The sequence below is a fragment of the Corynebacterium sp. LK28 genome (assembly GCF_014335105.1).
Classification (GTDB): domain Bacteria; phylum Actinomycetota; class Actinomycetes; order Mycobacteriales; family Mycobacteriaceae; genus Corynebacterium; species Corynebacterium macclintockiae.
The window spans coordinates 218,264-242,919 of the sequence record NZ_PDGZ01000009.1 but is presented as its reverse complement, the minus strand read 5'-3'; the positions used below and the strand labels follow the sequence as shown (position 1 = coordinate 242,919).

Below are 24,656 nucleotides of genomic sequence, written 5' to 3'. Positions count from 1 at the left end.
TACTGCGGCAATTACTGCTTTGCTGCCTGGGTAGCCTCCAGCTGGCCTGCGAAGAAGTCCGCCCAGCTGTTGATTTCGGGGTGCTTGCGCAGAAGTGCACGACGCTGGCGCTCGGTCATGCCACCCCACACGCCGAATTCCACCTTGTTATCCAGAGCATCGGCACGGCACTGCAGCACCACTGGGCAGTGGCGGCAGATCGCTACAGCCTTGCGCTGCGCTGCACCCTTGACAAATAGCTCGTCCGGATCCACGTTGCGGCAGTGCGCCTGCGTAATCCACTCGCCGCGGTTGTTAAAGGACTCGCGGGTCGTGATTTGTTCAGCTGGCTGGCAGGTCGGCTTGGCGCCACTGTTGGCCGTCGTGCGGGCAAGCGATGCAGTCATTCTCTTCCTCCGAAACGTGCCCCTGACAGTGTGGCTGTGGCGCCTTGTGCGCCGGCTGGTTTCTGTTGCCGCCAACTGCCTTGGAGGCTTGCTCTACTGGTAATTTTATTCACAAGTTTTTAGAAGTGTCGAATGCGTCACATTTTGGGGGTAATTGATATCCACATGACATTTCGCTGTAAGCATTCAGCGAGCCACCTTCAGCCATACGCCTAACTTCCTGCGTTTTCGCTCTTCTTTTTGACGCCCTCACAATCCCGCTGGTCACACCACCAAACAAAGTGGCGTAAATCACATGGCTGGTTGGATCCAGCCCTGTAGCTCGAACAGACGTTGCCTACTTATATGCGCATACCCCGTCGGGGGGACGCAGCACCCCCAGCGGTGGGGAAGGAGGGCGTCCTAAAGAAAGGGCAAAGGGTTGTCCGGGGCGTGGGTTAAGGTGTTACGCGTGGACGCACCGAAGCCATTTCTTAAACTCTTCCTCGCCATCCTGGCCGGTGGCGTGCTGCTCGCTGCCGCAATCCTGCCTTTCGCGGGCGCAAGCGGATGGGTGGTAAACGCCAGCACGGACACCATGAACTCCAACGTTCAGGACATCTCGGAGAACAACACTGTGCCGCTGCGCTCGCGGATCACCGACCGGGATGGCCAGACGATTGCCTGGATATACAACCAAAACAGGACGGAGGTGCCGTCGAAGAAGATCTCTCGGGCCATGAAGGACAGCATCGTGGCCATCGAGGATCGACGGTTCTACGACCACAAGGGCGTGGATATCCGTGGCACCATGCGTGCGGCTCTGGCGAACCTTTCCAGCGGCGGGGTCTCGGAGGGCGCCTCGACGATTAACCAGCAGTATGTGAAGAACTACCTGTGGTTGATTGATGCGGAGAACGAGGACGAGGCAGCGCAGGCCATCGAGACCTCCCTGCCCCGCAAGCTGCGCGAGATGAAGATGGCGAGAGACCTGGACAGGGAGCTATCTAAGGATGAAATCCTAACCCGGTACCTCAACCTGGTCTCTTTCGGCAATAGCGCGTTCGGTGTGCAGGCGGCTGCGCAGACATATTTCGGTGTCAACGCAGAGGACCTGGATGATAACCAGTCGGCCTTCCTGGCCGGCATTGTGCAATCGACCAGCGCGCTAGACCCGTACACCAACCCGGAAGGCGCCAAGAAACGCCGCAACGCCGTTCTGCAGGCGCGCGTGACGGCGAAGACGTTGCCCCAGAGCAAGGCCGATGAGCTAGCCGCCAAGCCTTTGGGCGTGTTGGAAGAGCCAGCGATACCAACCAACGGCTGCATCGGCGCTGGCCGTTCCGGATTCTTCTGCGACTACGTCCTGCAGTACCTGGAAGGAAAGGGAATCTCCAAGGACGAGATCACGAAGGGCGGATACACCATCCGCACCACCCTCGATTCGAAGGCGCAGAGGAGCGCGGAGAACGCTGCCCGCGGTAAGGTCGCCCCCGATCAGGACGGTGTAGCGGCCGCGACCGACTATCTGGCCCCGATCGATGGAAAACACCAGGTGTTGGCCATGGCATCGTCGCGCACGTACGGGCTGAACCAGAAGAAGCGGGAATCCGTGCTGCCGCTGACGCACTCCCTGCAGGGCCACGGCGCGGGCTCCGTGTTCAAGATTTTCGCCGCGGCCGCCGCGATGGAAGAAGGAATGGGTCTGAACACCAACCTTGCCGTGCCCGCCCGCGCCGAAGTTGAGGGCATGGGCGCCGGCGGTGCGCGAGGTTGCCCCGCAAACAAGTACTGCGTGGAAAACGCGGGAGCTTACAAGCCGAATATGACATTGAAGGAGGCTCTGGCTACCAGCCCGAACACTCCCTTCGTCGAGATGGCTGAAAAGATCGGCATGAAGCGCATCGTGGATATCGCCATCAAGCTGGGTCTGCGCTCCTACAAGGACAAGGGCAGCTTCGACGGTGAAAACTCCGTGGAAAGCTATGTGAAAGACAACAACCTGGGATCCTTCGTGCTGGGACCGACCGCCGTCGACCCGCTGGAACTATCCAACGTGGCAGCCAGCCTGGCCGACCACGGGCGCTGGTGCGAACCCCTGCCCGTTCTGTCCATTAAGGATCGCAACGGCGAGGCCGTTGAGCTGAAGGAGGCCGACTGCGAGCAAGCCATCGACAAGTCCATCGCCGACGCGCTGGCCAACGGCATGGGCAGCGATGCACAAAGCGGCACGGCCGCAGCCGCCGCGCGGGCGGAAGGCTGGAGTGCCTCGGTATCTGCCAAAACCGGTACGACGGAGACCAGCTTCTCCGCCGCATTCCTGGGCTTCACGCCTGGCTGGGCTGGCTCCACCTACATCTTCAACGATGGTGGAACTCCCCAGAACCTGTGTACCTCCCCGGTGCGCCAGTGTGGCTCTGGCAACCTCTACGGCGGTAACGAGCCCGCCCGGATCTTCTTCGAAGCCTCCAAGCCGATGATCGACAAGTACGGTGGCGGGAAGCTACCTAGCTACGACAAGAAGTACGACGCGGGCACGGATCCCGGCAAGTGGGGCTCGTCATCCAATTCGGGAAATGGCTCCGGTGGAGGGGAGGGCACAACCCGCCCACAGCCAGCGGATAGCCCGCCGCCGGAACTTAACCTGCCGCCGGAAGTCCAGCGGGGACTGGAAGACCTCGACGATTTCCTGCGCCAGTTCCAGTAGCCGCCGCCCGGCACTGAGCCTCCGGCACTGAGCCTCCGACACTGAGCCACCCAGCCGGCGCCACCCAGCCGGCGCCACCCGGCGCACACTTCCCGCCGGCGCAGGAAGCGATACGCTGGGGGCGTGAAGAATCAACGCCGAACCTCCCAACCCCAGTCCCGCACACGCCTGCTCACCCCCGCCAACGTGCTGAAATGCGCGCTCGGAATTGGGGCGGCCGGCGCCGCGGTCGCTGCGGCGTCATATAGAGAAACCCTCAAGTTCCAGCTACACGAGGTAACGGTGCCACTGCTAGAACCCGGCACGCTACCCGACGATTGGGACAGCTTCCGGGTGCTGCACGTCAGCGACCTGCACATGCTGGACAGCCAGCGACAAAAGCAGGAGTGGGTCGCTGCGCTGGATCGCCTGGACCCGGACCTGGTGGTCAACACGGGCGACAACCTCGGCGAGAAGGAAGGCGTGCCGGGGGTACTGCGCGCGCTCGGGCCACTGCTGGAGCGCCCCGGCGTATTCGTCTTCGGCAGCAACGACTACTTCGCGCCGCGGCCGGTGAATCCGTTCATCTACCTGCTCGGAAAGAAGCGCAAGCCCTCCAAGGAGGAGCTGCCATGGAAGGGCATGCGCGCGGCCTTCATCGAACGGGGCTGGCGTGATGCCTCGAACGCCACCGTCGAGTTCGCCATCGACCCCGCCGCCACGGGTTCCCTCGCCAGCCCGGCCAAGATCAAGCTGGCCATCGCGGGCGTGGACGACCCTCACCACGATCTGGACGATTACTCGCGGATCGCTGGTCGCCCTAATAATGACGCCAACCTGGCCATCGGGCTAAGCCACTCCCCGGAACCGCGCGTTCTGGATAGCTTTGCCGCCGATGGATACCAGCTGGTGCTGAGCGGTCACACGCACGGCGGGCAGCTATGCCTGCCGGGTGGGCGCGCCATTGTGACGAATTGCGGCATCGACAGGAGTCGGGTGCGCGGGCTTTCCCGCTGGACCGAGCGCATGTGGCTGCACGTGACCAACGGGTTGGGCAGCTCTAAGTACGTGCCCTTCCGCGTTTTCTGCCGCCCGTCGGCGACGTTGATCCACATCGTGGAGAAGCCGGCGGAGTAGCTGGGTAGCCGAAAAGGTGCGATACGCTGCCATTTTGAAAAATACACCTCGTGCGGGCTATAGTAATTCGAGTTGCAGCCGTTGGCTTTGCACAGTTTGCAAAACTAGCGTGCCGCTCCAGACCGGGATATGGCGCAGCTTGGTAGCGCACCTCGTTCGGGACGAGGGGGTCGCAGGTTCAAATCCTGTTATCCCGACCAGATTTTGCCCCAGTCAGTGGCCCACACGGGTCACAGGCTGGGGATTTTTCGCATCCTTGCGCTCCCTATTGCCCACCGTGTAAGAAGTTAATAGCCCCCGCGTTAGTAGCCTAGCCTTACCTAACCTTTCCAAAAATTTGTTTCCGCAAGGCTCACTACCACTGTGGCCACCGGGATTGCATCGCAGGCAGCCCGGGACAATTAGAAACTTCCCCTCACGAGACAAGGCTCAACAAGCGCAACCATGGAACACCTAGCCAATTCCGGCCCATCGCTACGTGTCCTCACCCGTAATGCCCCGCATCTCCTGGGCGGGAAGAAAGCGACCGGTTCCGGCTTGCTGCGCGCCTACCGCGATTCGCACTCCTTGTGCGCCGACTGCCAGGCGCCACGATGCAGCGCGGTGCGGAGATGAGGGTGGCTGCGGGGTTGAACTCCATTCAGAAGTACCGCGAAGTCCTTGGAATTTCTCTTCCCATCGCCGGAGTGCAGCTCGCCGGGGTGGCGCTGACCACCACGGACGTTCTGATGCTGCAATCCGTGGGGGTGCTGGCGATCGCTGGCGGTGGCTTGGCCATGCAGCTATACAACCAGATCCGCACGATGTGCGTGGGCATGGTGACGGCCAGCTCAAATCTCGTGGCCGAGGCTGCGGCAGAGATGGAACGGGAAGAAGCCTCTGGTCAGCCCTCGGAGGAAGGCGCGGAGCGGATCCGGCGAGCCGTGCGATCCTCCTTCGCCGTGGGCACAGGCACTGCGGTCCTCGGCGCGCTACTGGTCATCACCTTCGGCGCACTGGTTCTTGCTCTGCCTATCGACGAGCAGGTCGCCCATCTCACCTTCGCCATGACCCTCACATTGGCGCCGGGACTCATCCCCATGTTGTGGCTCAACGTCTTGCGCCAGTTCGCGGTGGGCATGCGCAAGCCTGGCTCCCTGCTTGCCATCACGCTGGTATCAATCTTCGTCAACATCGCCCTGAACTGGTCGTTTATGGCTTGGGCAACGTCGGACACATGGAAGGTGGCGGGCATCGGGCTATCCACGACCACCGTCCAACTATTCACGTTGCTAGCCTTCCACATGGCCGTGCTGCGTATACCCGAGCTGCAACCCTACTTTCAGGTCCTGCCCCGCGCCGGCGACGGGGAGACTATACGCCACCTCGTGCGCCTCGGAGTACCAGTTAGCCTGACCTATGGCTCGGAGGCAGCGATTACGACAATCGCCGGGTTGGTGATGGGAACCCTCAGCCCACAGATGTTGGCAGCGCATAACGTTGTCAACCAGCTGGCGTACATCGTCTACCAGGTTTGCATCGGCTTCTCCCACGGCGGGTCGGTGCTCATCACGAGGGCACGAGCCGAAGGTGCCAACGCGGTGCGCGCGGTAACCCGGCGCGTACTACTCGTCGTGGTCGTGTACCTGGGGGTTATGGGCGCACTGTGGCTTCTGCTGGGTCGCTGGATACTGCGCCCGTTCCTGGGAAGTGCAGACGCCACCACCTTTCATATCGCCGTCCTGCTTCTGTGCCTCGCCGTGCTTCAGCAGTTCTCTAAGGGGATTCAGAACGTGACAGTGGGCTTGTTGAGGGGTCTCAAGGACACCACTTCTGGGCTGCGCTGCACTCTCATTGGATATTGGCTAGTCGGCGTACCCGGAATTCTGGTGATGGGCAAGCTCCTGAGGTGGGAGGGCTACGGCGTGTGGTGGGGACTGATCGCGGGCTTCGCAACCACTGCCGTGCTGCTATTGCGGACCTATTCTCGACGCCTCGCTTCAATTTCCTAATGGGGCGTAAGACAGCTTTTACCTCCAAGCATTGCCATTGCTCTAAGGTGTGGCTAACCTAAGTAAGCCAACCAAAAGAAAGGAACATAGTTGTCCCTCACGACACTTAGGGCTCGCAGCCCCCGAACCCCCATGCGCCCTCATCTTCGCATGGCTCGCGCAGTTGTCTCGGCCGTCGCCGCCGCCGGCCTCTTCATGACCGCCGCCTGCAGCGCCAGCGACGGACCACACTCCGCAATCAGCGGAGAAAAACAGCAGATCACCGACATCCTCGGGCGCAATGTTGAGGTTCCGAAGAAGGTCGAGCGGATCCTCATGGGCGGGCAGAGAATGCTCTACACCACCGCTATCCTCAACAAGGAAAACCCGCTCCAGGGCGTCGTCGCCTGGCCCGATGACCTGCAGCAGAACGATCCCGGCACGTACAAAAAGTACCAACAGAAATTCTCGAAGATCGGGGATATCAAGCAGACCGGCGAGGTTTACGACGGCTCGATGTCCGTCGAACAGGCCCTGGAGTCCCGCCCAGATGTCTTCATTGTCTCTGCGAACAGTTTTGAGGCAGCCCAAGACGCTGGCATCGTCGACGGCCTTGAAAAGGCCGGAATCCCCACCGTCACCGTCGACTACTTCACCGACCCGGTGAAAAACACCGCACCGAGCGTGCGATTGCTCGGCAAAGTGCTCGGGCACGAAAAGGAGGCGGAGAAGTACGCCCGATTCTACGAATCCAAGGTGGACATGGTTCACGACCGGTTGGAAAAAGCCAAGGCCACTCCCACCCCGACCTTCCTCTGGCGGGCTCCCGGCTACTTCGACTGCTGCTCCACTTTCGCCAAGTCCAACCTGGCTCAATTGGTCACCGCAGCGGGTGGCAAGAACCTGGGAGACGACATGATCGAAGGTAAGCAAGGCCAAGTCTCCCCCGAAGCGCTGGCTGGAAAAGACCCGGACGTCATCATCGCCACCGGCGCTGACTGGACTAATGCCAAGCAGCAGCCAAAAAGGACTGGCTTTATCCCCCTCGGCTACGACGAGTCCGCCGATCAGGCAGCCCAGGATTTTCAGCGCGTCGTTAACGGGCAACCTGTCCTCAAGGAAATGCGAGCCGTCAAGGACAAGCGAGCCTACGCCGCGTGGCATCACTTCTACGACTCTCCGTACAACTACCTGGCCATCGAGTGGTTCGCCAAGGCCATGCACCCCGACCTGTTTGCCGACATTGACCCGCAGGCTGACATGAAGGAACTGCACGAAAAATTCCTCCCCGTGGAGGCGAGCGGCACCTTCTGGACTGGTTTGCCATGAGCCACGTCGCCCCGACACGGTCAATCCCTGCCGTAAACGGGAAGGATCACAAAGACAGCATCCCGCGACGTCAACGTCCCGGCGTGAGCTGGTACCGAGCAGCCAGCAGGCGCAAGGTGGCAATCATCGCCGGGCTCGCGGCTCTGCTATGTGCAGTCACCGCCACAGATTTCCTCATCGGCAGCAGTATGCCTGCTAATGAGGCGATATATGTGCTATTTCACCCCAGCGATTCCCGCCCTGTTGACCGACAGATCATCTTTGATATTCGCCTGCCAATGACCATCACGGCAGTCCTCATCGGCGCTGCCCTCGCTGCCGCTGGTGCAGAGATGCAAACCATCCTGGGCAACCCCCTCGCAGAGCCCTATACACTGGGCATTTCCGCTGCCTCCAGCTTCGGCGCCGCCTTCGCCACCGTCTCCGGATTCACCGCGGCAGGAATTGGTGCAACGCTGGGAATGGCCGGCAGCGCGTGGGTGTTCGGCATCGCGGCCTGCGCGGTGATTGTCCTCTTCTCCCGGTCAAAGAGCGCCGGCACGGAGGGAATGATCTTGCTAGGCATTGCAATCGTGTTCCTTTTCGACGCTCTCCTGGCACTGATGCAGTACCTCGCCTCGCAGACCCAGCTAGAGCAGGTGGTGTTCTGGACGATGGGCAGTCTCACGCGCGCCAAGTGGCCCCAGATCGGCCTCCTTGCACTCGTCTCGCTGATCGTCATTGCATTCTTCTACCGCAACGCGTGGACACTGACGGCGTTTCGAATGGGAGACGACCGCGCCAGGTCCATGGGAATCAACGTCAACAGGCTGCGCACGCTCACACTGGTGGGCGTCTCCCTCATGGCTGCGACTGCCGTTTCGATGGCCGGGACGATTGGCTTTATCGGCCTCGTCGGCCCGCACATCGCCAGGATGCTCGTCGGCGAGGATCAGCGCTTTTTCCTCACTACATCCATCTTCTCCGGGGCGCTCTTGCTTACCTCAGCCTCCGTGGTCTCCAAGCTGATCCAGCCCGGCGCGATCCTGCCCGTCGGCATCATCACGGCGATTGTGGGCGTGCCAGCATTCGTCGTCCTCATCGTTCTGCGCCGCCGGCCCCGAACCGTCTCCTCTCCCACCTAAAACTCCGTCGCCGCGCCTCACTTCTTCTCACTCCAGCCCCACCCTCGCTCCAGCCCCCTCCCTCACCCCAGAAAGGACAACCTCGTGGAACAGCCCGCCACGGTTCCGTCAGCCACCGCGCTGCAGGTCACCGACCTCAGTTTTTCCCACGGAGCAGCGCAGATCCTGAATGGCGTGTCTCTTCCGGGGATCGACGCCGGAACCGTCACCGCACTTGTAGGCCCCAATGGCGCTGGTAAATCCACCCTGCTGCGCTGCATGGCTCAGCTGTGCCGATTCAGCGGCAGTGTCACCGGACCCGACGCGGTGTATTTGCCACAGGATCCCCCGCCGGAAAGCACCCTTACAGTGTTTGAATCGGTGCTACTGGCGCTCCAGCACTCACGCACGGGATTCAGTGGGCTGCGCGTGGCCACATCCACCCAGGATAGAGTCAGCGCGGTACTCACACGACTGGGTCTGAAAGAATTCGAGTCTCGCACGATGTCCCAGCTCTCCGGCGGCCAGCGCCAGCTGGTGAGCTTCGCACAGGCGATCGTGCGCCGTCCCCGAGCTCTTCTGTTGGACGAGCCAACCAGCGCCCTCGACCTGCGCAATCAACTGACCCTCATGGAGCACATTTGCACCTACGCCGTTGAAGCACCCGCGGCAGTGGTGGTCACGATGCACGACCTCTCGCACGCGGCACGCTTCGCCGATCGCATCGCAGTGCTCCACAACGGCACCGTTTACGCGCATGGAGCCGTGGAAGATGTGCTCACCGAAGAAATGTTGCGCGAGGTCTACCGAGTCGATGGAACGATTACGCCCACCGGCGATGGAAATGTAGCGATCACCACGTCAAGGGCAATATGAGGGTCTGCTAAACTTTGGCGAGTCGCATAAATATTTCCGTTCATGTTCCGACGTGACGGACCGCCCAATTTTTTCTAGCCCTCCGAGGTCACCCTCCCGCGCATCTTGGAGACACTAGGAGCGATCGATCGGCTCCGCAGTTCGGGACGTTGAAGGCGATTGTGCGTTTGCCTAAGATATCGTCGTCGAACTCATTGGTTAGGGTGTTTTAGACACGTGGCAGTGCTGGCCATCCCCGTCACCATAGCGGTGGCGCTCATCCTCGTCCCCTTGCTGGTCAAAACGCTCGATCGAAACGCCGGCTGGCCCCTAGGCCTGGCCTTCCTCGGGCTCGCAGGTTATGTGATCAAGCATGCGGATCCGATACTCAACGGCAAGACTGCCACGTGGTCCGTGACTTGGATCCAAGGCTTCCTCACGGGCGCGGGCGGCACAGCGGGCACAGCGGGCGCGGGCGGTGCGGGCAACGCAAACTCAGGCGCCCTCGACCTGGCCCTGAAGATGGATTCCCTGGGGCTGTACTTCACCCTCCTGGCGCTGCTCATCGGCGCGGTTGTTTTCATCTACTCCGCCGCCTACCTGCACAAGGGCGACAAGATCATGAGCTTCTACGTACTCATGACCTCCTTCATGCTCGCAGTCCTCCTGCTGGTCCTGGCCGACGACGTGGCCCTGCTGTTCATCGGCTGGGAGCTAGTCTCCCTGGCCTCGTTCTTCCTCATCGCCCGCTCGGGCTCGGGCGGCGAGGCCGGCTCGATCCGCACCCTCCTCCTCACCTTCGTCGGCGGCCTGTTCCTGCTGGCCGCCCTGGGTATTGGCGTGATCACCACGAGCACGACGAACCTCACGGCCATGCTGCACTCCCCCGCCTGGGAGGGGCAGGATGTCCGCCTGGCTATCGTTGCCGTCCTCATCGCCCTGGCGGCGTTCTCCAAGGCCGCACAGATTCCCTTTCACTTCTGGCTGCCGGAGGCAATGGCCGCGGACACTCCGGTCTCCGCCTTCCTGCACGCCGCCGCTGTGGTCAAGGCGGGTGTTTACCTGCTGCTTCGCTTCTCCGGCCTGTTTGAGGGCGTGATGGCCTGGCACACGCTGTTGATTGTCATCGGCATGACGACCGCCATCATGGCCGCCGTGTTCGCCGTACAGAAGACGGACTTGAAGAAGCTCACAGCGTATTCCACGGTCTCCCAGCTGGGTTGGATCGTCGCCACCATCGGCGTGGGCACTCCCTTCGCCATCAGTGCTGCGCTGGTCCACACGGCTGCCCACGCGCTGTTCAAGTCCTCCCTGTTCATGATCGCGGGCGTGGTTGACCACCAAGCCGGGTCGCGAGACATTCGTCGCCTCGGCCCGCTGTGGCGCCAGATGCCTTTTACTTTTGTTTCCGCTGTGATCGCGGCGGCGTCAATGGCTGCGATTCCCCCGACCTTCGGCTTCGTGTCGAAGGAAGGCATGCTCACCGCGTTCGAAGAGGCGCCGTTTAGCAACGCCGGCGTAGTTACCCTGCTGGTCGCGGCGGGTATCGGCGCGCTGGCGACGTTCGTGTACTCCGCCCGCTATGTATTCGGCGCGTTTATCGACGGCCCGAAGGATATGTCGCACGTCAAGGAGGCGCCGGTGAGCCTGTGGCTGCCCGCGGTTCTGCCTGGCGTGCTGTCGCTGCCGGTTGTCGCTTTCATGGGTATCTTCGACGAGACGATTGATCACGTGGTTGATGCCACGGATCTTGGCCACGCGCACACGCACTTGGCGCTGTGGCACGGCCTGACGGTGCCGTTGGGTATTTCTGTCGCAGTGCTGGTCGCGGGCGTAATTGTTGTTATTTATCGACGCCCTCTGCTCCAGCCGCTGGAGGGCAAGCGACTCGGGGTGGCAACCGGCGCGGAGATCATCACCGCGTTCATCGCGCGGTCGACGAAAATCGGCCGCATGTTTGGCCGCCTGGCGAATTCTGTGAACCCCAACCGGCACGTGGTGTGGATCTTCGCCATGCTGATTCTGCTGGCGGGATTCTCCCTGATGGGGCCGGGGCGCCTGGAGGGCGTGGCAGACCTGAACCCGCGGGTCGAGGGTATCGACAGCATCGTGGATCTGGTGGGCCTTGTGATTGTCGGCCTGGGTGTGCTGGTGATGATCGGCACCCGCTCGCGACTGGCCTCCGTGGTGCTGGTCGGTGTGGTCGGCGTGGGCGTTTCCTGGGTCATGCTGACCTTGGGCGCACCCGATGTGGCGACAACTCAGCTGCTGGTCGAGTTCTGCGTGGTGGTCATCATGATGCTGGTGATCCGCCACCAGCCTCGCCTGTACCTCCGCGAGGGGGCGAACCGCTCCCGCTTTGCCACAGTGCTGGCGGTGCTGGTCGGTCTGATCACGTTCCTGGGCGTGTGGCTGCTCATCGGCCGCCACGACAAGCCCGCGATCTCGCAGTGGTACCTGGAAAACACCCCGGAGATCTCCGGCGGCAACAACGTGGTCGCCGTGATCCTGGTGGAGTTCCGTGCATTCGATACCTTGGGCGAGCTGTCGGTTCTGGGCATGGCGGGCATCGTGATCGCCGCGCTGATCAAGTCCATCCCCCGCTCGCCGGTGCCGGGTTACGGCCCGGGGTCCACCGCGGAGCTGTTCCGCGCGCCCGGCTCCACCCGCTTCCCGGATGTCCACAAGGTGCCGGAGCTGGCGCCGTTCTACTCCAAGTACCTGCGTTCCACGCACTTGAACTCGATTAACTCGCGGATGACGATGTATCCGGTGATCCCGATTCTGGCGCTACTGTCCGCCGCGACTTTCTGGCGCGGGCACCAGGCACCCGGCGGCGGCTTCGTCGCCGCACTGATCGCGGCCTGCGGCATTTTCATGTACTACCTGGGGCAGTCCCGCGCGAAGAAGCTGTTCTCCGACCAGGTGGCTTATTCCCTCGTCGGGTCCGGCATGGTTATGGCTCTCCTCGCCGGATTGGTCGGCTACGCCAAGGACGGGTTCCTGTCCCCCATCCATGGGGAGATTCTGGGGCAGCACATGACCACCTCCCTGATCTTCGACGGTGGCGTGTACCTGGCCGTGCTCGGCCTGGTGGTTATCGTCATCAACCAGATGGGTGGCCGCGACCGCCCGGGTACGGATCCGGCAACGCTGAAGTCGAAGTTCCGCGCCCCGGAAGCGAAGCAAAAGATGGGCCTGAACTCGAAGGGCAAGCGCCCCACCCCCATCGAGGCCAAGGCGGATCCCGCCAAGAGGCGCTCCCCGGTGGCAATCACTGCCGGCGGCAGCGACATTCTGCTCAACCCCTCCCAGGTCTCCGCGGCGGCAAAGGCAGAGGAGGAAGCCCACCGGGCAGAGCGCGAAGCGGCCCGCGCGCCGGTTTCCCCCGACAAGAAAAAACTGGAGGCCGAGTCTGCTGAGGCTGAGGGCGTCGACAAGAAGGGAGAGCACCAGTGATTATCGCAGCTATCATCGCCATCCTGGTGGCGGGCGGAGTGTACCTGGTGATGCAGCGCGGAATGCTGCGCATCATCATGGGTATCACGCTGCTGGGCCACGGCGTGAACCTGCTCATCCTCGCCGCGGGCATCGGCGCGTGGCGCATGGATCCGCTGATGGATCGCGCCACGCCCGAACAGGCCGCTGACCCGCTCCCCCAGGCGTTTGTGCTGACGGCGATTGTGATCTCCATGGCCTCCACGGCCGTGATGCTCGCAATGGCCGCACTGGGCCGCGACGACGACACGGTCGGCAGCGACGACGTGGAGACCGCCTCCCGGCGCCTGCGCACCCTGCAGACCATGGGGTGGAAGAACTACGAAGAGGCCAAGGCCCAGGGTGGCGTGGTCGAGGAAAACAAGGCCACCAAGCTCGGCGCGAACGACTACACCGAGGTGCACTCGTCCGCCGATGAGGACGGAGCCAAGGCCTCCAGCAAGAAGGGAGCGCAGAAATAATGCCCGGAAGTTCCCTGCTTAGCCTGTTCATCGTTGTTCCGCTGCTAGCTGCCGCCATCGCAGCAATGGCTCCGTGGAGCAGCGTGCGCCGCATACTCGGCCTGCTGGTGCCCGCTTTCGGCATCGTCGCCAGCATCTGGGTGCTGGTGAAGGTCAGCGACCCTCACACCGTGATGGTGGATAACGTCGGTGGGTTCGTCGGCGGTATCTCCATCCCGCTGGCTGCGGACAACCTGGCGGGCATCATGATCCTCACGACCTCTGTGGTCGCGCTGGCCGCCAACTGGTTTGCCGACGTGGTCGGCGAAACGCGCGCCCGCTTCTACCCCGCCCTCACGCTGATGCTGATCGGCGGCGTGTGGGGCGCGCTGCTGACCGCGGATCTGTTTAACCTGTTCGTGTTCATCGAGGTCATGCTCATGCCTTCGTTCGGCCTGCTGGCGATGACCGGCACCTGGGCGCGCCTGGCCGCGGGCAGGATGTTCATCGTGGTGAACCTGGTGACCTCCCTGCTGCTGCTCAGCGGCGTGGTGCTGGTCTACGCCGTCGTCGGCACCACCAACCTGGCAGCCCTGGCAGGCGCGGCCGGCCCGCGCGGCACCGAGTTCGCCGAGGGCGTGTTCGGAAACCAGTGGCAGCTGGTGGTTCCGCTTGGCATGGTACTGTTGGCGCTGGCCGTGAAGGCCGGCGTGGCACCGATCCACACGTGGCTGCCGCGCGCCTATCCTTCGACCTCCCCGGCCGTGATGGCTCTGTTCTCCGGCCTGCACACCAAGGTCGGTATTTACGCGATCTTCCGCGTATACCTGACCGTCTTCGAGGGCGACCCCACCTGGTCCTGGGGCATCCTGGTGATCGTGGTGCTGGGCATGTTGATCGGCGGCTTTGCCGGCCTAGGCGAAACCACGATGCGCAGCGTGATCGCCTACCAGATGGTAAACGGCATTCCATTTATGCTGATCGGCCTGGCTTTCCTCGGCGACAACGCACGGCTGATGCTCAGCGCGGCACTGTTCTACATGCTGCACCACATGATCGTCGCCGGGTCGCTGATCATGGCCTCCGGCGCGATCGAGGAGACCTACGGCTCCGGTCGCCTGCGCAAGCTGTCCGGCCTGATGCGCCGCGACCGTTTCGTCGCCATCGTCTTCGCCGCGGGCGCGCTGGCGATTGTCGGCCTGCCGCCGTTCTCCGGCCTCTGGGGAAAGCTCGCGCTGGTATTCGGTGTGGCTCAAGACGGCACGTGGAAAACCTGGCTGGCGATCGGCGCGATCATCGTCTCCTCCATCGGAGCCTTGGTCTCCATGATCTACGTGTGGCGCGAGGTGTTCTGGGGGCGTCAGATGAACTCCAACGAGACCGACCCAGACTTGCGGGTCCCGCACCGCTACGTGTGGCCATCCGCAGTCATGATGCTGTTTTCCGTCGGCATGTTCATCGGCGCCGGCCCGATCTTCCAGCAGGTCAACAAAGCCGCCGACAACCTGACCGATACGACGGCCTATGTCGAAGCGGTGCTCGGCGATCCAGACCAGGCCATCGGCGCGGTGCTGCCGCCCGGGCCGAGCGGATTGGACAACGTCCCCGCTGGTGCGCGTAGTACGACGAATGATGACGCCCTCCGGGAGCGCACCGAACGGGACAACGCGGAGCAACCGGCTCAGCACGGGAAGGAGAACTAAGCCATGGCGAGGTTCAATGTCGTCCAAGCAATAAGGTCCACCGGCCACGCGCTGGGATACGCCGTGTGGCTGACCGGGCAGATCATCAAGGAATCCGTCGTGATGGCGATCGATACCCTGGGCACCGGCCGCAACATCGCGCCGGTGGTGATCTACTACCCGCTGCGCGTAACCAGCGAGCGGGACATCGCGGCTTTCATCGCCTCGATCACCATGACCCCCGGCACGCTCTCTCTGGGCGTGACCGGCCCAAAGGAAGTCGATTACGACGCAGCTGCGGGCGAGCGCAGTTCGAAGGACGCCTTCGCCGTGGCTCGCTCGGAGTTCAATACCCACGGGCTGAACCACGTGCAGCGCTTCCTAGCGGTCCACGCCATGTACGGCGCGAACCCGGAGGAGTTGCTGGCCAGCCTGGCGGACATGGAGGAGCACCTCGCCCCGTCGGTGAAGGACAAGCCACTAAACTTCGACGTGCAGTACCTGGTGGAGAAAGGCCGCCCCGGCCCGCGCGGTTTCCGCGGCTCCCGCGGCGGACGCGCGTCGGACGAGACTGTCTTCGATGTGGAGAAGGTGGATTCCACCCCGCACGCCGCCGCGTTCGTCGCCGCGATCCTCCAGTCCGACGAGGAGGAAAAGAACCCCGACGACGCCCGCGACATGGATCGTAAGGAGCGCTACGAGATCGCCCGCCGAAACGCGGAACGCGCCAAGGCCCGGATCTCTAACGCAACCCCCGATATTGATACGTTCCGCGGGGACAACCTGGGGGCGTCCCAACCCGACCAGGAAGGGCGCACCAAACCTGGAGAGACCTTGTACGATCCGCTCTACCCGAGAGAAAACCCGGATAGAGCCAAGAAGCGAGCGAAGAAAACCCCGAGAAAGAAAGGCAAGTAGATGGAGCCCAAGGACCTACTCAACATCCTGGTGGGCATCGCCGCCGCCATCGTGGTCATCGCGCTGTTTACGGTGCTGTGGCGCGCGGTATCTACTCACAATGACGCCCGCCGCGCCGTACTTTCCGACATGGTATTCATGGCGATGGCAGGGCTGTTCCTGTGCTATTCGATCTTCCACCGCACATCCATCACCTACGAGGTCGCGCTGTTCGCCGGGCTTTTCGGCGCGCTGTCGACGATCGCTTACGCCCGCATCATTTCCCGAGGGAGGCGCTAAATGTCCACAACAATCCTCGCCGCCGCTGGCGACATGGTCGAGTTCAGCGAACCCGGGTGGCTCGGCGCGATTACCGCAGGTGTGCTCGCCATTCTCGGGGCGGTCTTTATCTTTGTTTCTGCCCGCGCGATGTATCTTGCTCCGGACGCCCTCAGTCAGGTCAACATGGTGGGCCCAGCCATCGGCGTGGGACTTCCACTGCTGATTAGCGCCAACCTGGTGTATTCCTGGTCGACGGAAGGGTTCATCCTGGGCGAGCTGATCCGCGCCATCGTCGCCATCACCGCTTTGCTGGTGATCGGCGCCACCGGCTCCTACGTGATGGGTCGTGCGCTGCACGCAACGCACTGGGATCACACGGTACCTCTGTCCGGCGGACAGAAGGCGAAGGAGCCGAAGTAGCGCCCAGCGCGCACACAAAACGAGCCCGCCCCCACGAACTTGGTGGGGCGGGCTCGTTTTTCGCTGTGTATCGCGGATTTAGCCGACGGTGGCGACGGCCTCCACGTCGATCTCGCCGCGCATTGCCTTGGAGTAGGGGCAGAATGCGTGGGCATCCGCGACCAGCTCGTCGGCCTTAGCTTGGTCAACGCCAAAGACGGTGGCGGTGATCTTAGCGGACAGGCGGAAGCCCTCCGGAACCTTGTTCAGCGTGGTCTCGACGGTGACCTCCGGGGACTGGGTCATCTCCACTCCAGCCTCCTTGATGGTCTTTTGCAGAGCACCGTTGAAGCAGGCGGCCCAGCCGGCGGAAACCAGCTGCTCCGGGTTCGTGCCCTCGCCAGAGCCACCCAGTGCCTTCGGCGGGCGAACATCCAAGTCGATCTGACGGTCGTCGGTGGCGACGTGGCCATCGCGACCACCGCCGGTAGAAATTGCCTTTGCTGTGTACAGTGCGTCGCTCATGTGAAGAACAATCCTTTCTTCAAACTGATCTTTGTAACCATCGGTCGGCGCCCAGCCTACGTGAACCCGCAGGCTTAGTTGCCGGTGAAGATTTCCTTCACTCGGTCGCGCAGGTTCTCGTCGACCTTGCCCCAGTAGGTCCAGCACTGCTCTGCGACCTGGTCAGAGACCCCATCCATCGCGCCCGCGATGTTGTTGGCCAGGCGCTCCCGGGCGGCGTCATCCAGAACCTCGCGCACAAGCTGACCGGCCTGGATGAAGTCGTCGTCCTCGGGGTGGCGGACATAGGCGCCGCGGGTTAGGTCGGTGCCGTGCAGGTCGTCGAACAGTCCCAGCTCCTCCGCCGCGGTCACGGCGGATTCCTGACCACGACCGAAGCCGTACTGCGATTCACCGGCGGCCACGCCCTGTTCGACGGCACCGGAGCCATCGTTGACGTCGTTGGCGCCCTCCCCGCGCTCGAAGCGGTTCGGGGAGTACACCGGGGTACCGGCCGGCGGGAACTCCTGGTTACCCGCGCCGTCCTTGGCGGTATAGTAGTTCTTCTCCGGAACCACGGAACGGTTGGAGGGCAGCTGGTGGAAGTTCACGCCCAGTCGGTAGCGCTGCGTGTCGGCGTAGGCGAAGGAACGAGCCAGCAACATCTTGTCCGGGGACAGGCCAATGCCCGGCACCAGGTTCGACGGCGCGAAGGCGGCCTGCTCGATCTGGGCGAAGAAGTTCTGTGGGTTCTCGTTCAGTGTGAAGTGGCCGACCGGGATCAGCGGGTAGTCCTTCTGCGACCAAGTCTTCGTCAGGTCGAAGGGATTCCAACGGTAATCCTCCGCCTCAGCGACCGGCATGATCTGCACCTTCACATCCCACGTGGGGTAATCGCCGCGCGCGATGGCGTCATAAAGATCCTGACGGGAAGAATCGAAGTTACCCGAAGCAATGACCTTGGCGGCCTCGTCGTCAGTGTAGAACTTCCAGCCCTGGCGGGTCTTGAAGTGGTACTTCACCCAGAAACGCTCGCCGGCAGCGTTGATCCACTGATAGGTGTGGGAGCCGAAGCCGTCCATGTGGCGGAAGTCGCACGGGATGCCGCGATCGCCCATCAGGTAGGTCACCTGGTGGGCGGTCTCCGGGGAGCGGGTCCAGAAATCCCACTGCATGTCCGCGGAGCGCAGGCCGGAATCCGCCAGGCGCTTCTGGGAGCGGATGAAGTCCGGGAACTTAATGCCATCGCGCAGGAAGAACACCGGGGTGTTGTTGCCCACGATGTCGTAGTTGCCCTGCTGGGTGTAGAACTTCAGCGAAAATCCGCGCACGTCGCGCACCGCATCGGGGAAGCCCTGTTCGCCCGCAACGGTGGAGAAGCGCGCCAGCATCGGGGTCACGCGCCCCGGCTGGAACAGATCCGCCTTGGTGTACTTGGACACATCCTCGGTGATGGTCAGCTCGCCGAAGGCGCCGGAGCCCTTCGCGTGGACGTTGCGCTCGGGAATGCGCTCGCGGTTGAAGTGCGCGTGCTTTTCCACCAGGTGCACGTCGGACAGCAGCAGCGGCCCCTGCTGGCCTACCGTCGCGGAGTGCTCCTCGGTGCTGACCGGGGAGCCGTTGACGTTCGTCGAATTCCCGGAGTACCGGCACACTCCACGGGAGGCGACGTCCTTAGCTGTGGTGATTGGGTCGTCGTTGGTCATTGGTACCTCCTTGATACCTAGCCTTGATACCTGGACTTGATACAGAGCCTGATACCTGGCCTCTAGTGCCGCACTAGAACCCGAGTGGCTCTAGTGGTTCTAGCACCCCACCTTGCCAGAATTTCGTACCCTGCGTGTTAGGCTTTTTCCATGACCAGCCAGGCAACCGACAGCCAGGCACGTGATGCCGCTGTGACCGACCTCGCCCTGCGCGCCGCCAGTGGCGACCGCCGAGCCCTCACGGAGTTCATCTCCGCCACGCACGATGACGTGTGGCGCCTGCTGGCTCACTTGGCCGATACCGACCGCGCAGACGACCTCACGCAGGAGACCTACCTGCGAGTATTGAGCGCCCTGCCTCGCTTCGCCGCCCGCTCCACCGCGCGCACCTGGATCCTTTCCCTCGCCCACCGCGTGTGGGTGGATAGCGTGCGCCACGACATGGCCCGCCCCCGCAGCTCCGCCACGGAGATCGAGGACGCCACCAGCTCCACCCCCGCCGCCGAGACGACCGGTGGGCAGAGCTGGGCCGAGTGGGTAGATACCCGCGCCCTCATCGACCAGCTGGAGGCCGACCGCCGCGAGGCTCTGATCCTCACGCAGGTTCTGGGTTACACCTACGCCGAGGCTGCGAAGATCGCGAACGTCCGCGTAGGCACGATCCGCTCCCGCGTCGCCCGCGCGCGTGCCGACCTGGTTGAGATGGCCGCCGGTGGGAACGGTGGCGTCACAAAGAAGAACAACAAGCGCCGCTTCGGTGTGGCCTAAATCGGGTACAGCCACGACCCCGCCACGTTTAAAGAACTGCGGGGTCAACGGGCTAGGCTGGTGAATATGAGCACGAGCCCCAGCAACCCGTCCATCGCCGCCGACTCCGCCCTGCTACTGCTATCTTTCGGCGGCCCGGAGAAGTCCGAGGACGTGGTCCCCTTCCTGGAAAACGTCACGCGCGGCCGCGGCATCCCCCGCGCGCGTTTGGAGAAGGTGGGCGAGCACTACTTCGCCCTCGGCGGCCGCTCCCCCATCAACGACCAGAACAAGCAGCTGATCAGCAACATTGAGGCCGAGCTTTCCCGCCGGGGCATCGACCTGCCGGTGTACTTCGGCAACCGCAACTGGGAGCCCTACGTAGAGGACGCACTGCAGCAGATGTCCCGCGATGGCATCCGCCACGTCTATGTCTTCGCCACCAGCGCCTGGGGCGGCTACTCGGGTTGCTCGCAGTACCAAGAGGACCTGCGCCGCGCCATCGCCGCCTGCGAGGAGGCCGGCCTGGATGTACCGACGGTGGAACGTCTGCCGCAGTTCCACTCCCACCCGACCTTCATCGCGGAGTTCGCCCAGGCAGTGGATGCTGCCCGCGAAGAGCTGCGCGCCGAGCACGGCGAGGGAGCAGCGGCGGAGGCCGACCTGATCTTCACCGCCCACTCCGTGCCGACGGTGGCGGATAAGTCCGCAGGTCCGCACAAGTTCGGCGGGAACCTGTACTCCCAGCAGGTTCTGGATGCCTCCCGCCTGATCCAGCAGGCCAGCAGCTTCGCCGATACCCCCGGCAGCGGCGCGGACTATGCCTGGACTGGCCGCCTTTCCCGTCACGAAAACGTTGGAGGCCGTGGCGACGGACCCGCCCACACTGGTGAGAAGGTGGGGGTTGATGTTGGCGTCGGCACCGCACTCGACGTCGAGCTCGTGTGGCAGTCACGGTCGGGCTCCCCGCATGTGCCGTGGCTAGAGCCGGACGTGTGCGACCACATCGAGGCGCGCGCGAAGGCCGGCAACAAACGCGCGATCGTGCTGTGCCCGGTGGGCTTCATCACCGACCATATGGAGGTCAAGTGGGACCTAGACACGGAGGCTCGCAAGGCCGCCGCGGAGGCGGGCATCCCCTTCGCGCGCGTTGCTACCCCGGGTTTGACCGCCGGTTTCGCAGGAATGGTGGTCGATCTTGTTGTTGCTGATGACGCCCCGCTCCCCGGCCTAACCGAAGATCAGCACGCCGCGCGAGCTCTGGCGGCGAAGGTGGCGGGCGACCTGGCGACGGTGCCGGACTTCGGCCACACTCTCAACGGCAAGCCGTGTGCCCCGGGTTGCTGCGGCAGCGAGGTTTAACGGCTGCAGTTAAGCCGCTGCGCTAGACCAGCAGCTCCGCGATCTGAATGGTGTTCAGGGCCGCGCCCTTGCGCAGGTTATCCCCGGCGACGACCAGCACTAGGCCGCGGTTGCCGTCGACGGTCTGATCCTGGCGGATGCGACCGACCAGACTCTCGTCGATTCCCGTGGCGGCCAGCGGGGTGGGCACATCCACGACCTTCACACCTGGGGTGTCGGCCAGCAGCTGGCGGGCGGTATCCGGGGTGATCTCCCGGTCGAACTCCGCGTGGATGGTCATGGTGTGGCCGGTGAAGACCGGCACGCGCACGCAGGTGCCGGCCACGCGCAGCTCTGGGATTCCCAGGATCTTGCGGGATTCGTTGCGCAGCTTCTGCTCCTCGTCGGTCTCCTCGGAGCCATCATCGACGAGGTTGCCCGCCAGCGGCAGGGCGTTAAAGGCGATGGGAGCGACGTAGGGGCTCAGGTCCTCTGCCTTCAGCGCCGAACTGTCGTGTACCAGCTTGCGAAGGCCGTCGACCGCGGCGCCACTCTGGGTGCCAGCTTCGCCACCGTCAGCGCCACCCAGGTTGTCCAGCACCTGGCGCACCAGTGCGTCCACGCCAGCCAGCCCGGAGCCGGAAACTGCCTGGTAGGAGCTCACGTGCATGCGGTTCAGCCCCGCCGCCTTGTGCAGCGCACCCAACACCGGCATGGCGGCCATGGTGGTGCAGTTTGGGTTGGCGATGATTCCCTTGGGGGTGTTCTTGACGTCCTGCGGGTTCACCTCGGAGACGACCAGCGGGACCTCCGGGTCCTTGCGGAAGGCCGAGGAGTTGTCCACGACGATCGCCCCGGCCTCTACGAAGCGCGGGGAGTGCTCGCGGGAAGTTCCGCCACCTGCGGAGAACAGCGCGATGTCGATACCACGCAGATCCTCGGTGGCGGTGGCGGCGACGTCCTCGATGACGATCTGCTCGGCGCGGAACTTCAGCGTCTTACCTGCAGAACGTGCGGAGGCGAAGAAGCGCACCTTGTCCGCCGGGAAGTTCCGCTCGACGAGGATGTCGCGCATCACGCGACCTACTTGGCCGGTTGCTCCGACGACGGCGATGGTTGTCATACGGGGATCTACCTCTTCTATCCTTCGAATGTGCTTGGGATACAGGTTACCGCGGCAAGCTACCGCGTTCAGTCACCGTAACAGGTGCTGTGATCTGCTGGTTTAGCGTCCCGTTCCAGCGTACACGGTGGCTTCTTCGTCGCCGCCCAGCTGGAAACGGTCGTGGATGGCGCGCACGGCCTTATCCACGTCCGTGTCGCGGATCAGCACGGAGATGCGGATCTCGGAGGTGCTGATCAGTTCGATGTTCACGCCTGCGTCACGCAGCGCCTCGCAGAAGTCGGCGGTCACGCCGGGGTGAGACTTCATACCAGCGCCGACCAGGGAGACCTTGCCCACGTGGTCGTCGAAGATAAGGTCCTGCCAGTCGTTCTGTTCCTTAATCCCCTTCAGCAGCTGCATTGCGCGGGTGGCGTCGGTGCGCGGGCAGGTGAAGGTGATGTCGGTGCGGTTGTTGTCGATCTTGCTGATGTTCTGCACGACCATGTCGATATTGATCTCAGCGTCGGCGACGGCGCGGAAGACCTTCGCCGCCTCCCCCGGGGAGTCCGGGATGCCGAGGACGGCGATCTTGGCCTCGGAGCGGTCGTGAGCCACGCCGGTGAGTACTGCTTCTTCCATGGGAATATCCTCCATTGATCCAGAGACGAGGGTGCCGATATCGGTGCTGTACGAGGAACGGACGCGCAGTGGCACGTCGAATGCGCGGGCGTACTCCACGCTGCGCAGCATCAGCACTTTCGCGCCGACGGCCGCCATCTCCAGCATTTCTTCGAAAGAGATCGTGTCGAGCTTCTTGGCATTCGACACGATGCGCGGGTCCGCGGTGTACACGCCGTCGACGTCGGAGTAGATCTCGCACACGTCGGCGTTGAGTGCCGCGGCCAGGGCTACGGCGGTGGCGTCCGAGCCGCCGCGGCCGAGGGTGGTTACGTCGCGCGTTTCGCGGTTCACGCCCTGGAATCCAGCGACCAGGCAGATCTTGCCTTCGTCCAGAGCCTCCTGCACACGCCCGGGGGTGACGTCCACGATGCGTGCGTTGCCGTGCCGCTCGGTAGTCAGCACGCCTGCCTGCGATCCGGTGAAGGACTGCGCCTCCGCGCCGAAGGAGGCGATAGCCATGGCCACCAGTGCGTTGGAGATGCGCTCACCGGCGGTCAGCAGCATGTCCATCTCGCGCGCGGGCGGCACGGGGTTGACCTGCTCGGCCAGTTCCAGCAGGTCGTCGGTGGTATCTCCCATGGCGGAGCAGACGACAACCACGTCGTTGCCCTGTTTCTTGGTTTCTACGATTCGCTCGGCTACCCGCCGGATCCTCTCCGCGCTTTCCAGCGAGGAGCCGCCGTATTTCTGAACGATGAGCGCCACTGGTTGTTGCCACCTTCCGGTTCTAGTCTTAACAAGTCCTTAGACTACTCGGTCTGTTTCCCTGGGGCTAGGTTTCGGGTAACTCTTTTTTACTTTATGACGCCACCTCTTCCGCAAACCACATTCGTCACATACGTAACACGCGCACCGCGGACTAATAATCGGCGCAGCCCTTGGCGTCCGATAAAGTACCCAGAGACCGACCTGGCGAACTGGACCAGAAAATCTACACAGAAGTGAGGGGGCACAATGCTCGAAAACAACGCTGTCGCAGTTGTTTTCGCTTTGGGCTCCGCACTCACCATCGCCTGGGGGACGGTGGTGCGCCACCGCATCGCCGTCGCCTCCGGCGAGAATCGCAGCGGCGCTATCTGGGATGCCATCAAGCAGCCCATGTGGTGGGTCGGCGTGGCCAGCGCCCTGTTCGGATACCTGCTGCAGATCGTGGCGCTGGCGTTCGGAACGCTGCTGGTGGTACAGCCGATCCTCGTACTCTCCCTAATGTTCACACTGCCACTGTCGGCGAAGTACGACGGGCGGCGGATATCGGCGTCCGAAACAGCATGGGCAGGGCTTTTGACGGCCGCAGTAGCCATCCTCGTTGTGCGCGGCAACCCGGCGCCCGGGCACCGCGAGCCAGACCTGAGCGTGTGGCTGGTGTGCCTGGGTATCGGCGCGGTGATTCTGCTGGCGTTCTTCGTGTATGCACTGCAGCAGGCGGCGGCGCTGCGCGCGCTGGTACTGGGTTCGATCACCGGCGCGATCATGGGATACGTCGCCGTACTCTCGAAAGCCGTGGTGGATGTTTTCAGCGATGCCGGGACGGCCGCACTGCTGGCTTCGTGGGAACTGTGGACGCTGATCGCCTTCGCGGCCATTGGCACAGCGGTGCAGCAGGCCTCCTTTAATGCGGGACCGCTAAAGAACTCCCTGCCCGCGATGACGGTGGTGGAGCCGCTGGTGGCATTCGTGCTGGGCTACATCGTGCTGGGCGAGAAGTTCCAGATCGAAGGCTGGGAGTACGCCTACATGGCAGCCGCTATTGCGGTGATGACGATCTCGACGGTGATCCTGAGCCGCAAGTCGATCGACGAGGAAGAGGCCTCAGCCGCAGGCGGGGCGAACCATACAGACACGGAAGCGGCACCGAATGCTGGAGCCACAGGGGCGGAGACGGCGGCGTCATAAAGAAGACACCATAAAGAAAACAGCAACGAACACCCC

The 24,656-nt window shown here is 63.2% G+C and carries 20 protein-coding genes and 1 tRNA gene; 16 read left to right on the top strand and 5 right to left on the bottom strand.

Annotation, left to right across the window (positions count from 1 at the left end; translation table 11 throughout):
- Positions 1-11: 11 nt before the first annotated feature.
- Positions 12-386, bottom strand: coding sequence for a WhiB family transcriptional regulator (locus CRD15_RS04475; protein WP_034980087.1), 375 nt, complete (start codon positions 384-386; stop codon positions 12-14).
- A 451-nt stretch (positions 387-837) separates the two neighbouring features.
- On the opposite strand from CRD15_RS04475, the gene CRD15_RS04470 reads away from it, so the two are divergent.
- The 13 genes from CRD15_RS04470 (at position 838) to CRD15_RS04410 (ending at position 16,664) form a co-directional block, all read left to right on the top strand.
- Positions 838-3,072: a transglycosylase domain-containing protein gene (locus CRD15_RS04470; protein ID WP_370546785.1), complete on the top strand. Its 2,235-nt coding sequence runs from the start codon at positions 838-840 to the stop codon at positions 3,070-3,072.
- A gap of 186 nt (positions 3,073-3,258) precedes the next feature.
- Positions 3,259-4,188 carry a metallophosphoesterase gene (locus CRD15_RS04465; protein WP_187402042.1) on the top strand — a complete coding sequence of 310 codons (930 nt, stop codon included), beginning with the start codon at positions 3,259-3,261 and terminating at the stop codon, positions 4,186-4,188.
- A 123-nt stretch (positions 4,189-4,311) separates the two neighbouring features.
- A tRNA-Pro gene (locus tag CRD15_RS04460) sits at positions 4,312-4,388 on the top strand.
- A 369-nt stretch (positions 4,389-4,757) separates the two neighbouring features.
- Positions 4,758-6,179 (top strand): MATE family efflux transporter, encoded by a 1,422-nt coding sequence (locus CRD15_RS04455; RefSeq protein WP_284804302.1) that lies wholly within the window; start codon positions 4,758-4,760, stop codon positions 6,177-6,179.
- 150 nt (positions 6,180-6,329) lie between these two features.
- Positions 6,330-7,487 (top strand): ABC transporter substrate-binding protein, encoded by a 1,158-nt coding sequence (locus CRD15_RS04450; protein ID WP_187402013.1) that lies wholly within the window; start codon positions 6,330-6,332, stop codon positions 7,485-7,487.
- The gene (locus CRD15_RS04445) at positions 7,484-8,611 is read left to right on the top strand and encodes an iron ABC transporter permease (RefSeq protein ID WP_034993171.1); all 1,128 of its coding nucleotides are present in this window, start codon (positions 7,484-7,486) and stop codon (positions 8,609-8,611) included. The genes CRD15_RS04450 and CRD15_RS04445 overlap by 4 nt, the downstream gene beginning before the upstream one ends.
- An 84-nt stretch (positions 8,612-8,695) precedes the next feature.
- Positions 8,696-9,466 (top strand): ABC transporter ATP-binding protein, encoded by a 771-nt coding sequence (locus CRD15_RS04440; RefSeq protein WP_035007757.1) that lies wholly within the window; start codon positions 8,696-8,698, stop codon positions 9,464-9,466.
- 216 nt (positions 9,467-9,682) lie between these two features.
- On the top strand, positions 9,683-12,904 hold the full coding sequence (locus CRD15_RS04435) for a DUF4040 family protein (RefSeq protein WP_370546783.1): 3,222 nt from the start codon (positions 9,683-9,685) through the stop codon (positions 12,902-12,904).
- The gene (locus CRD15_RS04430) at positions 12,901-13,404 is read left to right on the top strand and encodes a cation:proton antiporter subunit C (protein ID WP_035002473.1); all 504 of its coding nucleotides are present in this window, start codon (positions 12,901-12,903) and stop codon (positions 13,402-13,404) included. Before CRD15_RS04435 ends, CRD15_RS04430 begins: the two co-directional genes overlap by 4 nt.
- Positions 13,404-15,086 carry a monovalent cation/H+ antiporter subunit D family protein gene (locus tag CRD15_RS04425; protein ID WP_187402011.1) on the top strand — a complete coding sequence of 561 codons (1,683 nt, stop codon included), beginning with the start codon at positions 13,404-13,406 and terminating at the stop codon, positions 15,084-15,086. The genes CRD15_RS04430 and CRD15_RS04425 overlap by 1 nt, the downstream gene beginning before the upstream one ends.
- 3 nt (positions 15,087-15,089) lie before the next feature.
- Positions 15,090-15,983 (top strand): Na+/H+ antiporter subunit E, encoded by an 894-nt coding sequence (locus tag CRD15_RS04420; protein WP_187402010.1) that lies wholly within the window; start codon positions 15,090-15,092, stop codon positions 15,981-15,983.
- On the top strand, positions 15,984-16,262 hold the full coding sequence (locus tag CRD15_RS04415; protein WP_034975626.1) for a monovalent cation/H+ antiporter complex subunit F: 279 nt from the start codon (positions 15,984-15,986) through the stop codon (positions 16,260-16,262).
- Positions 16,263-16,664 (top strand): Na+/H+ antiporter subunit G, encoded by a 402-nt coding sequence (locus CRD15_RS04410; RefSeq protein WP_034968740.1) that lies wholly within the window; start codon positions 16,263-16,265, stop codon positions 16,662-16,664.
- A 78-nt stretch (positions 16,665-16,742) separates the two neighbouring features.
- On the opposite strand, the gene CRD15_RS04405 is transcribed toward CRD15_RS04410, so the two are convergent.
- Positions 16,743-17,168 (bottom strand): organic hydroperoxide resistance protein, encoded by a 426-nt coding sequence (locus tag CRD15_RS04405; protein ID WP_034993181.1) that lies wholly within the window; start codon positions 17,166-17,168, stop codon positions 16,743-16,745.
- A 74-nt stretch (positions 17,169-17,242) separates the two neighbouring features.
- Positions 17,243-18,853 carry a catalase gene (locus tag CRD15_RS04400; protein WP_187402009.1) on the bottom strand — a complete coding sequence of 537 codons (1,611 nt, stop codon included), beginning with the start codon at positions 18,851-18,853 and terminating at the stop codon, positions 17,243-17,245.
- A 150-nt stretch (positions 18,854-19,003) separates the two neighbouring features.
- Here CRD15_RS04400 and CRD15_RS04395 point away from each other — a divergent pair, with 150 nt between their 5' ends.
- Positions 19,004-19,621 carry an RNA polymerase sigma factor gene (locus CRD15_RS04395; RefSeq protein ID WP_034968729.1) on the top strand — a complete coding sequence of 206 codons (618 nt, stop codon included), beginning with the start codon at positions 19,004-19,006 and terminating at the stop codon, positions 19,619-19,621.
- A gap of 66 nt (positions 19,622-19,687) precedes the next feature.
- A complete protein-coding gene (locus CRD15_RS04390; RefSeq protein WP_187402008.1) occupies positions 19,688-20,962 on the top strand; it encodes a ferrochelatase in 1,275 nt (424 codons plus the stop codon).
- 22 nt (positions 20,963-20,984) lie between these two features.
- Here CRD15_RS04390 and CRD15_RS04385 read toward each other — a convergent pair whose 3' ends face one another.
- Positions 20,985-22,064: an aspartate-semialdehyde dehydrogenase gene (locus tag CRD15_RS04385; protein WP_187402007.1), complete on the bottom strand. Its 1,080-nt coding sequence runs from the start codon at positions 22,062-22,064 to the stop codon at positions 20,985-20,987.
- Between the two features lie 102 nt (positions 22,065-22,166).
- On the bottom strand, positions 22,167-23,432 hold the full coding sequence (locus CRD15_RS04380; RefSeq protein ID WP_034968717.1) for an aspartate kinase: 1,266 nt from the start codon (positions 23,430-23,432) through the stop codon (positions 22,167-22,169).
- Positions 23,433-23,681: 249 nt separating this feature from the next.
- On the opposite strand from CRD15_RS04380, the gene CRD15_RS04375 reads away from it, so the two are divergent.
- Positions 23,682-24,620, top strand: a complete 939-nt coding sequence (locus CRD15_RS04375; protein WP_043015136.1) for a DMT family transporter — start codon at positions 23,682-23,684, stop codon at positions 24,618-24,620.
- Positions 24,621-24,656 lie beyond the last annotated feature (36 nt).

Excerpts from the sequence above, each read along its gene's own strand:
- CRD15_RS04475 (WP_034980087.1), bottom strand. The coding sequence starts at position 386 with ATGACTGCATCGCTTGCCCGCACGACGGCCAACAGTGGCGCCAAGCCG.
- CRD15_RS04450 (WP_187402013.1), top strand. The coding sequence starts at position 6,330 with ATGGCTCGCGCAGTTGTCTCGGCCGTCGCCGCCGCCGGCCTCTTCATG.
- CRD15_RS04445 (WP_034993171.1), top strand. The coding sequence starts at position 7,484 with ATGAGCCACGTCGCCCCGACACGGTCAATCCCTGCCGTAAACGGGAAG.
- CRD15_RS04425 (WP_187402011.1), top strand. The coding sequence starts at position 13,404 with ATGCCCGGAAGTTCCCTGCTTAGCCTGTTCATCGTTGTTCCGCTGCTA.
- CRD15_RS04420 (WP_187402010.1), top strand. The coding sequence starts at position 15,090 with ATGGCGAGGTTCAATGTCGTCCAAGCAATAAGGTCCACCGGCCACGCG.
- CRD15_RS04415 (WP_034975626.1), top strand. The coding sequence starts at position 15,984 with ATGGAGCCCAAGGACCTACTCAACATCCTGGTGGGCATCGCCGCCGCC.
- CRD15_RS04410 (WP_034968740.1), top strand. The coding sequence starts at position 16,263 with ATGTCCACAACAATCCTCGCCGCCGCTGGCGACATGGTCGAGTTCAGC.
- CRD15_RS04405 (WP_034993181.1), bottom strand. The coding sequence starts at position 17,168 with ATGAGCGACGCACTGTACACAGCAAAGGCAATTTCTACCGGCGGTGGT.
- CRD15_RS04400 (WP_187402009.1), bottom strand. The coding sequence starts at position 18,853 with ATGACCAACGACGACCCAATCACCACAGCTAAGGACGTCGCCTCCCGT.
- CRD15_RS04395 (WP_034968729.1), top strand. The coding sequence starts at position 19,004 with ATGACCAGCCAGGCAACCGACAGCCAGGCACGTGATGCCGCTGTGACC.
- CRD15_RS04390 (WP_187402008.1), top strand. The coding sequence starts at position 19,688 with ATGAGCACGAGCCCCAGCAACCCGTCCATCGCCGCCGACTCCGCCCTG.
- CRD15_RS04385 (WP_187402007.1), bottom strand. The coding sequence starts at position 22,064 with ATGACAACCATCGCCGTCGTCGGAGCAACCGGCCAAGTAGGTCGCGTG.
- CRD15_RS04375 (WP_043015136.1), top strand. The coding sequence starts at position 23,682 with ATGCTCGAAAACAACGCTGTCGCAGTTGTTTTCGCTTTGGGCTCCGCA.